This window comes from Vibrio sp. 1727 (assembly GCF_033344415.1).
Lineage (GTDB): Bacteria > Pseudomonadota > Gammaproteobacteria > Enterobacterales > Vibrionaceae > Vibrio > Vibrio alginolyticus.
Window position 1 is genome coordinate 1 of record NZ_JAWPOT010000733.1, and the last position, 501, is coordinate 501.

At 46.1% G+C, this 501-nt stretch carries 1 protein-coding gene; it reads right to left on the minus strand.

What is annotated here, in order from left to right:
- Positions 1 to 501 (minus strand): DEAD/DEAH box helicase family protein (locus R8O10_RS27865; protein WP_318192313.1); only part of this gene is annotated, 501 nt, incomplete at both ends.

The following is a 501-nucleotide window of genomic DNA, read 5'->3' on the forward strand; positions in this document are numbered from 1 at the left end:
GTTGCTCCGCCATGAGCACTTCACGCAGTTTGCGAGCAGTTGTTCCTGTCTGGCTGGAGTGTGCTTCATCGGCAATTACAGCATAGCTTCGGCCTGCGAGGGTTGAGTCTTTACGGATCGCCTCTAAAACGTGTGGGAAGGTTTGAATTGTCACGATAATGATTGAGGTACTTGCTTTTAGCTCTCCTGCTAATTGGCTAGATTTAGAGCCTTGTGCCTCTTCTCGGTTAACACGAGCAATCATTCCTTCGTTATGGTCAAACTGATAAATCGTGTCTTGCAACTGGCTATCCAGTACCGTTCGGTCAGTGATGACAATGACGGAATCGAAAACCTTATCCCCAGCTTGTTTGTTTAGCTCAGGATGATCGGTGTAGTAATGCTTAGAAGCCAATTGGTGAGATAGCCACGCAATCGAGTTTGATTTACCTGAACCTGCACTATGCTGAATAAGGTATTTATGCCCTGTGCCTTCACTATCCACCGTTTTAAGAAGCTTAG